Genomic DNA, 8,797 nt, shown 5'->3' on the forward strand with positions numbered 1-8,797 from the left:
GCCTCGCAGTTGACCGAACCCGCCACGCACGCGGCCATCAACCTCGCCGAGCGGTTCGTCCTCGTGGGCGACCACCACCAACTGCCGCCCGTGGTCCAAGCGAACGACACGGAGGCGGACTCCGAAGAGAGCACGGACGGTGACGCCGTGGGCGGCGACCTCTCGACCTCGCTGTTCCAGCGACTCGTGGACCTGTATCCCGACGTGTCGGTCATGCTGGACCGTCAGTACCGCATGGCCCAGCGGATTCAGGCGTTCTCGTCCCGCGAGTTCTACGACGGCGCGCTCCGCCCGGCGAACGGCGAGGTCGCGGCCCAGAAAATCGAGGATTTGCCGAACGTCGAACCCGAATCCCTGCCGCCGACGCTCCGCACCGGCGTCGCCTTCGTCGACCCGGACGGGAAGACGGCGGGCAACACGAATCCGGTCGAAGCCGAACGCGTCACGGAACTCGTCTCCCGATTCGCAAACGCGGGCGTCGCCCGCGAGGACATCGGCGTCATCGCTCCGTTCCGCGCGCAGGTCGCGGAGATATCCCGGCGCGTCCACGAATCCATCGCGGTCGATACGGTGGACCGGTTCCAGGGGTCGAGCAAGGAGGTCATCATCGTCTCGTTCGTCGCCACGGGCGACTTGGACAGTCCCATCTTCGACGACTACCGCCGGGTGAACGTCGCGCTGACCCGCGCCAAGAAGTCGCTCGTCCTCGTGGGCGACGAGTGCGCGCTTCGCTCCTCGCCGCTCTACGACCGGATGGTCGAGTGGGCGACCTAAGGGCTTTCGTCCCCGTCGTCCGTACCTCGGTTCATGAACGATTCCCTTCCGGACTACCATCTCACGGACTGTGACGTGACCGTTCTCTCGCCACCGGGCGGAACCGCCGTCCCGCCGCGGGAGGCCGCGGAGCGCGCGATGGCGGACCCCCACGGCCCGCCCCTCGCCGAACTCGTCTCCCCGGACGAGACGGTCGCAATCGTCGTGACGGACGTGACGCGGGCCACGCCGGACGACGTGCTGTTGGACGTGCTCCTCGCGGAATTGGCGGACGCCGGAGTCCCCCGAAAACACGTCTCCGTCGTGCTCGGACTCGGCCTTCACCGCCCGATGACCGACGAGGAGATAGCCGACGCGCTCGGCAAGCACGCGGACCTCGCGGAGAACCACGACGCGGACGCCGCAATCGAAGTCGGAACCGCCGAAACGACGGACGGCGACGCGGTACCCGTCGAACTGAATCCAACCGTCGCGGACGCGGACCGCGTGCTCTCGACGGGGATGGTCGAGCCGCACCAGTACGCCGGGTTCTCCGGCGGCGCGAAAACCGTCGTCATCGGCGCGGGCGGGGAGTCACTCATCCGGTACACGCACGGGCCGGACCTCCTCTCGCGGGAGGGCGTCAGACTCGGGCGAATCGAGGACAACCCGTTCCGGGAACTACTGGACGAGGCGGGCGACATGGCCGGACTCGACTTCTGTCTGAACGTCACGCACGGCCCGCAGGGGATTCTCGGGGCGAGCGCCGGACACCACCGCGCGGTGGTCCCCGACCTCGCCGAAACCGCGAAGGAATCGCTGTCGGTCGCGGTCGAAGACGAGTACGACGCGGTAATCGCGGGTGTTCCCGAGGCGAAAGCCGCGAACCTCTATCAGGCGACCCGCGCCGCGACGTACGTCGTCCTCGGCGATCGGAACCCGCTCCGGCCGGGAGGTCGGGTCGTCGTTCCCGCCGCCATGCCCGAGGGAGCGGGCGAAGGAAAAGGAGAACAACGATTCTACGACAGACTCGACGGCGCGAGCGACCCCGAGAGCCTCTACGACGAGATGCGAACCGGCTACGAACCGGGCGCACAGCGGGCCTTCGTCGTGGCCCGCGTCCTCCGCGACCACGGCGTGTTCGTGACCGGAAGCGAGCATCCGGCAATCGTCGAGGACTGCCTGATGCATTTCCGTGAATCCGTCGAGGACGCCATCGAACCCGGAAGCGACGTGCTGGTCGTTCCGAACGCGCTCGATACGCTGTTGGTTCGGCCGGATTGAAAAGTCAGTTCGACCGGAGCGAAAACGCTACCAGAGGACGTGCGGCCAGACGAACTGGAACAGCAGCCAGATGAGGCCGGTGAGGACGACGGTCATTATCAGGTTCAACACGACGCCCGCACGCATCATCTGCTCCTGTTTCAGGTACCCGCTCCCGAAGACGATGGCGTTCGGGGGCGTGGCGACGGGGAGCGCGAACGCGAAACTCGCGGCGATGGCTCCCGAGACGGAGAGGAAGACGGCGGCGGCGACGTCGGTGAGGCCGAGCGTGGCCGCGAAGACGCTCCCGATGCTGATGAGGATGGGGATGATGATGGTCGCCGTGGCGGTGTTCGAGGTCATCTCGGTCAGGAAGATGACGAGGAGGACGACGATGCCCACGACGAGGACGATGGGCGCGCCGGTGAGCGACGTGAACACGGAGTCGGCAATCCACTCCGTCGCGCCGGTGGTCGCCAGCGCGTCGGCGAGGGCGATGCCGCCGCCGAACAGGAGGATGGTCCCCCAGTCGATGTCCACCAAATCGTCCCACTCCATCGTGTCCGCCAGCACGAGCGCCGGAACCGAGAGCAGGCCGACGACCACGTAGTAGAACATTCCCTGATGGCCGTCGATACCGAAGACGCTCGTTCCCTCGCCGCCGAACAGCGTGACCGCCCACGCGGACGGCAGGTACGGACCGATGAAATCGCCCAACCCGCCGACCACCCACAGGAGGGCTGTGCCGGTGAAGATGAGCGCCACGCGTTTTCCGCGCGGACTCAACTCGCCTTCCTCTTCGAGGTACTGCTGAGCCATCTCCTGTGCCTCGCTCACGTCGTCGATTTGGGGCGGATAGAGGAGATACGTGAGGACGTACCAGACGAGCGGGAGGGTGATAGCGACGATGGGGACGCCGATGAGCAACCACTGGGCGAAGCCGATTTCGTAGCCCAGAATCTCGTTCAGTTGCGAGGCCAGCACCGCGTTGGGCGGCGTCCCGATGAGCGTCCCGACGCCGCCGACGCTGGCCGCGTAGGCGGTTCCGAGAAGCATCGAGACGTGGAGGTTGGTGAACGGTTCGTCGCCACCCTCGACCTCGACGGTCCCGCCGTCGGGGGCAGGCGACGAGTCGGACGACCCCGCTGTCGTCGCCGCGCTCGCCGCTTCCACCGTTTCCCGACCCAGAACTTGCGAGAGGACGCCGAGCGCGATGGGCGTCATCATCGCCGCCGTCGCCGTGTTCGACACCCACATCGAGAGGAACGCCGTCGCCAGCATGACCGCGAGGACGAGACGGCGCGGCGACGACCCCATCACGGACATGATCCAGAGGGCGATTCGCCGGTCGATGTCGTACTTCTGGAGCGCGTTCGCCAGCATGAACCCGGCGATGAACAGGAAGATGAGGTGGTCGGCAAACCCCGTGAGCGCCGCGTCGAGGTCGGCGTAGACGCCGAAAATAGTGAGGAGGACGGGTATCGACAGCGCCGTCACCGCCAACGGGAGTGCCCCTGTGACCCAGAGGAACCCCGCGAAGAACATCGTGGCGAACGCGAACTGCCCCCGAACCGAGAGGCCGTCTGGAGTCGGTGCGCCCGCGATAATCGCCGTTCCGAGCAGTGCGAGAACGAAAAGTCCGAGTCGCTTGCGTGGATTCGTCTGTGCCATTGGTACGCATTCACCTGTCGTAGTCGGGATTAATCCTTTCGATTTTTGCGAGAAATTATAATTCAGACGTAATTCACAGCTGCGATTTCAATTCTCGCCGACGTGATGGGAAGGGGAACTCCGATTATTCCGGTTCGTTCTCCGAAATCGATTCCATAACACGCTCGTGGAACTCCTGTAAGACCGCACTCTCGTCCTCCGCCAGCACCACGTCGCTCGCCATCAGCGTCGCCAGTCCGAACGCCCGCGGCGTCGGCGATTTCACGCGGTGTTGTACGACGTCGATGTCGCCCGCTCGCACCTCGCCGAGAATTTCCTCGACCGCTTCGAGCGCGAGTTTGTCCTCCACGATTTCGCGGTACGTTTCCTCCATGACGGCGAACTCGTCCAGTTCGTCGGCGAACCCGAGCAGCATCTCGCTCGACACCTGCTGTTCGCTGGCCGACTTCTCGTAGCCCTTGTAGCGTTTGAGTATCATCAGCGAGCGCGTCGCGTTGATGCGGAAGTAGCGCTGGAGGAGGTCGGTGCCCGAGAGCGCGGCGCGCAAATCCTCGCGTACCTCGTCGGGGTCGATGTCCGCGATGATGCCGAGGACATCCACCTTCCGATTCAACGGCATCGAGACGGTAAAGCCGTTGTCCGCGACGGCGACGCCGACGTTCGTGTTGGCCGCCTGCGCACAGCGGTAGGCGACGACCCGCGAGAGGCCGTCGTTGAACCGCCGCCCGTAGTTCGAGTGGACGTAGTAGTGGCGCTCGTACTCCTCGCGGTCCATCTCGATTTCCACCGTGAGTCGCTCGTCCGTGCTGACGCTCTCTTCTCCCGCGTAGCGGACCTGTTCGTCGAACATCCGCGCGATGGCCCGGACGCTGTTCTCGTCCAGCGGGAACTCCCGAAGCCACACCCGAACCGCCGGTTTCCCGCGGTCGGTCAACCGCGAGAGGAGTTCGCCCTGAAAGGCGGCGATTTCCCGCCCCAAATCGTAGGAGAGCGGTAGGCGCTCGGAGAACCACGACGGTACCGTCGGGCGGGCGCTGGTACGGTCGGCGTACACCTTCGACCCGCGCCGATATTTGTACTCGAAGTGCTGGCCGCCGAGGACGAACACGTCGCCCTTCTCCAGCGTGTCGAGATAGCTCTCGTCCAGATCCCCGACCCACTCGTTGTCCGCACGGGTGAGCACGTCACAGGTGAACGAGTCGGGGATCGTCCCGATGTTGGTCATGTAGATGACGCGGGCGAGTCGCCCGCGCTTTCCCATCAACGGTTCGCCGACGGGAAAATCGGGATAGTGGTACTCCCCGTCCGACGGGTCGTTCTCGTCGTGCCACACCTTCGCGTAGACGTTTCTATCCTCCATCCCGTCGTAGTCCGCAGTGAGATACCGGAGGAGGGAGTCCCACTCCGAATCCGAGTAGTTTCGGTACGGATACGCTCGCCGGAGCGTCGCCTTCACGTCGTCCGCCGGGCGAACCTCGTTTATCGCCATCCCGTACACCTGCTGGGCCGCCACGTCCTGTGCGTTCTCGGGGACGAACACGCGGTCCACGAAGCCCTCCTCGGCCTTCTTCAGCATGACCGCACACTCCACCAGTTCGTCCCTATCGAGCGCGACGACGCGGCCGGTGACGGTTTGCCCGAGGCGGTGGCCGGCCCGGCCGACCCGCTGGAGCAGGGACGCGACGCTCTTCGGGGAGCCGACCTGCACGACCAAATCGACGTGGGGCATATCGATGCCGAGTTCGAGGCTCGTCGAGGTGGTCACCACATCCACTTCCCCGTTTTTCAGGCGCTCCTCGATACGCTGGCGGGATTCCTTCGAGAGACTCCCGTGGTGACAGCCCGAGTTCTTCTCGTCGTACTCGGCGAACGTCTCGCGGAGGTTCTGCAGGACGCGCTCCGCACCCGACCGCGTGTTCGTGAAGACCAGCGTGTTCGTGTGGTCCTGAATGAGGTCGTGCAGTTGGTCGTAAAACCGGTCCTGCACGACGGCCCGCGGCGTGTGCACGAGGTCGTCGGTCGGACACCGGAGTTCGAGGTCGAACTCGCGGACGAATCGCGTGTCCACGAGTTCGTAGGGGCGACTCTCCCCGCCCGGTTCCGCCCTGCCGACGAGGAACTCCGCGATGTCCGATAGCGGTTCGACCGTCGCGGAACAGCCGATTCTCGTCGGCGACGAGTCGGCGATGTTCTCCAATCGTTCGAGACTGACCGACAGGTGCGTCCCTCGCTTGCCATCGGCGAGGCTGTGGATTTCGTCCACGATGACGTACTCGACGCTCCTGAGTTTGTCCCGGAACTTCGGCGAGTTGAGCAGGATGGCCAGCGTCTCGGGAGTCGTGTTGAGGATGTGCGGCGTCTCCTGCAGCATCTTCTGCCGCGCCGTCTTGTCCGTATCCCCGTGTCGGATGGCGTGACGGACCTCGCTCACGTCGTCCATCTTCTCACGAATTCCCGACAGCGGTAGTTCGAGGTTGCGGTGGATGTCGTTGGCCAGCGACTTCAACGGCGAGACGTACAGACAGTACACCGAGTTTTCCAGTCCGGTCTCCTGTTCCCGTCGAAACAGTTCATTGAGAATCGCGGTGAACGACGCGAGCGTCTTCCCGCTCCCCGTCGGCGACGCAATGAGGGCGTTGTCGTGGCCGTGAATCAGCGGAATGGCCTCGCGCTGTGGCGGCGTGAAGAAGCCGCCGTTCTCGGGGACGAACGCGCCGAACTGCTCGACCCACCACTCGCGCACTGCGGGTTCGAGGAGGTCCAACGTCGCCTCGTCTTCGATTGCGACCGTCTCCGGGTCGAAATCAAACTCCTCGCGGGCCAACAGCCCTCTCGCGTCCATTTGTTCCGCGTTGGTATCGGGCGGCAAAGAGGGTTATGCCAGCGGAGTGAAAGTGAAATTCGAAACGAACCTATCACTCCTCGGCCGCGAGGCGGTCGATGGCGTCGAGCGCACGCCGACAGACGGGAACGTAGCCCGCCGCGAGAAGGGGAAGTTCGAAGACGACGCGACTCCCCGTTTCGAAACCTTCGACGCGGTGGCCGGTCGCCGGAACGCGCACTACAGTCCACGTCCATCGGAACTCCTCGCAGGTCGTGATTTCGAAGGGAACCCAGACGCCGAGCGGCGTCCGAACCCGGCCGGTGGAGCCGACTCGAATCACGCGGTCGGAACACTCCACGTCGGTGACGGACGGTCCCCACGACGGCCACGCGGTCGTATCCGTCAGCACGGTCCAGACGCGTTCCGGCGGGGCGGCGGTCGTCCGCGAGACGGCGATGTGACGTCCGTCTGGTCCGCGTTCGACTCGAACCTCGCTCTGCATACCGGGACGACGCGACGAGGGGCGAAATCGGTGTTGCCCGACACCGGCGGTTCGACGACGGCCGTCCTCGCTCCGTCGTCCGGCGACCACCGACTACCGAACCCGAACCACCGAACCCTCCTGCGGCGACCGCCACGACGACCGCCAGCACACTGCACGACTGAACCTTTTTCACCCTCCCGCACGGGGAATTACACATGCGAATCACGTTTCTCGGCACGGGAAGCGCGATGCCGACCGGCAGTCGGTTCCAGACCGGCATCGTCGTCGAGGACGACGGCCGTCGCGTTCTCGTGGACTGTGGCAGCGGCGTCCTCCACCGTCTCCAGCAGTCGGGCGTGGGCTACGAGAACGTCTCGACCGTCCTCTCGACGACGATGCCGGTCTGGAACCGACTGCCGGTCGGCATCGCGCTTCCCGTGCCGAGAAACGTGATTCGCATGTGTAATTCCCCGTGCGGGAGGGTGAAAAAGGTTCAGTCGTGCAGTGTGCTGGCGGTCGTCGTGGCGGTCGCCGCAGGAGGGTTCGGTGGTTCGGGTTCGGTAGTCGGTGGTCGCCGGACGACGGAGCGAGGACGGCCGTCGTCGAACCGCCGGTGTCGGGCAACACCGATTTCGCCCCTCGTCGCGTCGTCCCGGTATGCAGAGCGAGGTTCGAGTCGAACGCGGACCAGACGGACGTCACATCGCCGTCTCGCGGACGACCGCCGCCCCGCCGGAACGCGTCTGGACCGTGCTGACGGATACGACCGCGTGGCCGTCGTGGGGACCGTCCGTCACCGACGTGGAGTGTTCCGACCGCGTGATTCGAGTCGGCTCCACCGGCCGGGTTCGGACGCCGCTCGGCGTCTGGGTTCCCTTCGAAATCACGACCTGCGAGGAGTTCCGATGGACGTGGACTGTAGTGCGCGTTCCGGCGACCGGCCACCGCGTCGAAGGTTTCGAAACGGGGAGTCGCGTCGTCTTCGAACTTCCCCTTCTCGCGGCGGGCTACGTTCCCGTCTGTCGGCGTGCGCTCGACGCCATCGACCGCCTCGCGGCCGAGGAGTGATAGGTTCGTTTCGAATTTCACTTTCACTCCGCTGGCATAACCCTCTTTGCCGCCCGATACCAACGCGGAACAAATGGACGCGAGAGGGCTGTTGGCCCGCGAGGAGTTTGATTTCGACCCGGAGACGGTCGCAATCGAAGACGAGGCGACGTTGGACCTCCTCGAACCCGCAGTGCGCGAGTGGTGGGTCGAGCAGTTCGGCGCGTTCGTCCCGAGAACGGCGGCTTCTTCACGCCGCCACAGCGCGAGGCCATTCCGCTGATTCACGGCCACGACAACGCCCTCATTGCGTCGCCGACGGGGAGCGGGAAGACGCTCGCGTCGTTCACCGCGATTCTCAATGAACTGTTTCGACGGGAACAGGAGACCGGACTGGAAAACTCGGTGTACTGTCTGTACGTCTCGCCGTTGAAGTCGCTGGCCAACGACATCCACCGCAACCTCGAACTACCGCTGTCGGGAATTCGTGAGAAGATGGACGACGTGAGCGAGGTCCGTCACGCCATCCGACACGGGGATACGGACAAGACGGCGCGGCAGAAGATGCTGCAGGAGACGCCGCACATCCTCAACACGACTCCCGAGACGCTGGCCATCCTGCTCAACTCGCCGAAGTTCCGGGACAAACTCAGGAGCGTCGAGTACGTCATCGTGGACGAAATCCACAGCCTCGCCGATGGCAAGCGAGGGACGCACCTGTCGGTCAGTCTCGAACGATTGGAGAACATCGCCGA

6 protein-coding genes and 2 pseudogenes are annotated in these 8,797 nt (G+C 65.0%); 5 read left to right on the forward strand and 3 right to left on the reverse strand.

Going from position 1 to position 8,797, the window contains the following annotated elements; genetic code table 11:
• The coding region (locus BG842_RS06095; protein ID WP_217493281.1) for a DEAD/DEAH box helicase at positions 1–774 on the forward strand (774 nt) is incomplete at its 5' end.
• Positions 775–807: 33 nt separating this feature from the next.
• The gene (locus BG842_RS06100; RefSeq protein ID WP_069450085.1) at positions 808–2,037 is read left to right on the forward strand and encodes a lactate racemase domain-containing protein; all 1,230 of its coding nucleotides are present in this window, start codon (positions 808–810) and stop codon (positions 2,035–2,037) included.
• A gap of 27 nt (positions 2,038–2,064) precedes the next feature.
• On the opposite strand, the gene BG842_RS06105 is transcribed toward BG842_RS06100, so the two are convergent.
• The 3 genes from BG842_RS06105 to BG842_RS06115 form a co-directional block, all read right to left on the reverse strand.
• Positions 2,065–3,687 carry an SLC13 family permease gene (locus BG842_RS06105; RefSeq protein WP_175424087.1) on the reverse strand — a complete coding sequence of 541 codons (1,623 nt, stop codon included), beginning with the start codon at positions 3,685–3,687 and terminating at the stop codon, positions 2,065–2,067.
• A 124-nt stretch (positions 3,688–3,811) separates the two neighbouring features.
• Entirely contained in the window at positions 3,812–6,529 is a 2,718-nt protein-coding gene (locus BG842_RS06110) for an ATP-dependent helicase (RefSeq protein WP_069450087.1), read from the reverse strand.
• A 73-nt stretch (positions 6,530–6,602) separates the two neighbouring features.
• Positions 6,603–7,013, reverse strand: coding sequence for an SRPBCC family protein (locus tag BG842_RS06115; protein WP_069450088.1), 411 nt, complete (start codon positions 7,011–7,013; stop codon positions 6,603–6,605).
• 197 nt (positions 7,014–7,210) lie between these two features.
• Between BG842_RS06115 and BG842_RS31155 the strand changes: the two are divergent.
• The 3 genes and pseudogenes from BG842_RS31155 to BG842_RS06125 form a co-directional block, all read left to right on the forward strand.
• Positions 7,211–7,387 (forward strand): annotated as a pseudogene (locus tag BG842_RS31155) (MBL fold metallo-hydrolase); the annotation flags it as partial.
• Between the two features lie 265 nt (positions 7,388–7,652).
• Entirely contained in the window at positions 7,653–8,063 is a 411-nt protein-coding gene (locus BG842_RS06120) for an SRPBCC family protein (RefSeq protein WP_069450088.1), read from the forward strand.
• 73 nt (positions 8,064–8,136) lie between these two features.
• Positions 8,137–8,797: pseudogene (locus BG842_RS06125) on the forward strand (DEAD/DEAH box helicase); the annotation flags it as partial.

It is taken from the genome of Haladaptatus sp. W1 (assembly GCF_001723155.1).
Lineage (GTDB): Archaea > Halobacteriota > Halobacteria > Halobacteriales > Haladaptataceae > Haladaptatus > Haladaptatus paucihalophilus.